General features: G+C 49.9%; 1 protein-coding gene and 1 pseudogene. Both read right to left on the reverse strand.

The genetic code is table 11. The features are described 5' to 3' along the window. The coding region (locus ASC50_RS02175; protein WP_056928642.1) for a GNAT family N-acetyltransferase at window positions 1–490 on the reverse strand (490 nt) is incomplete at its 3' end. 39 nt (window positions 491–529) lie between these two features. After that, window positions 530–790: pseudogene (locus ASC50_RS02180) on the reverse strand (elongation factor 4); the annotation flags it as partial.

Consider the following 790-nt stretch of genomic DNA (forward strand, 5'->3'; position numbering starts at 1 on the left):
GCATCACCGCCACATCCACATACCCCTGTGGAGTTTTCAGCCAGTTTTTTAACACCCCATTTTGTTCATAGCCGGACTTTTGGAACAATTGAAGGCTTGGCTGATTGGTCAGCGGCACGAAAGCATAAATCTGTTGCAAATGTAGTGTTTCAAACGCCTGTTTTGCCATCAGTGTGAGGGCTTGGCTGCCGTAGCCTTTTCTCCGAAACGGCTTATCGAGCAAGATGCCGATGCCTGCCCGTCCGTTCAGCGGGTCGAAATCGTACAGGTCAATCATGCCTGCGGGGGTGTTTGACTGCTGTTCTACAATCATCAGGCGGAGTTGGGCGGTTTGGAAGATGCTTTGATGCTGTTTGGCGAGGTATTTTCGCAGGGTGAATTTGGAGAAAGGGGTTAGTGTGGAGCCGTGACGCCACAATTCCGTGTCGTTTTCCCAACGATACAGCGTGTCCAAATCTTCCGGCTCTAATGCGCGTAATTGTATGTCCATCTGCGTGTTATGCTCAATTATTAATTCGGTTTTAAGCACTTAATCCAATTTCAGCACTGCGAGGAAAGCTTTTTGCGGCACTTCCACATTGCCGACCTGTTTCATGCGCTTTTTGCCTTCCTTTTGCTTTTCGAGGAGTTTGCGCTTGCGGGAGATGTCGCCGCCGTAGCATTTGGCGGTTACGTCTTTGCGGACGGCTTTGATGGTTTCGCGGGCGATGATTTTTGCGCCGATGGCGGCTTGAATTGCCACGTCATACTGCTGACGTGGGATGAGTTCTTTCAGTTTTTTGCCCATCTT

Source organism: Candidatus Symbiothrix dinenymphae, assembly GCF_001431085.1.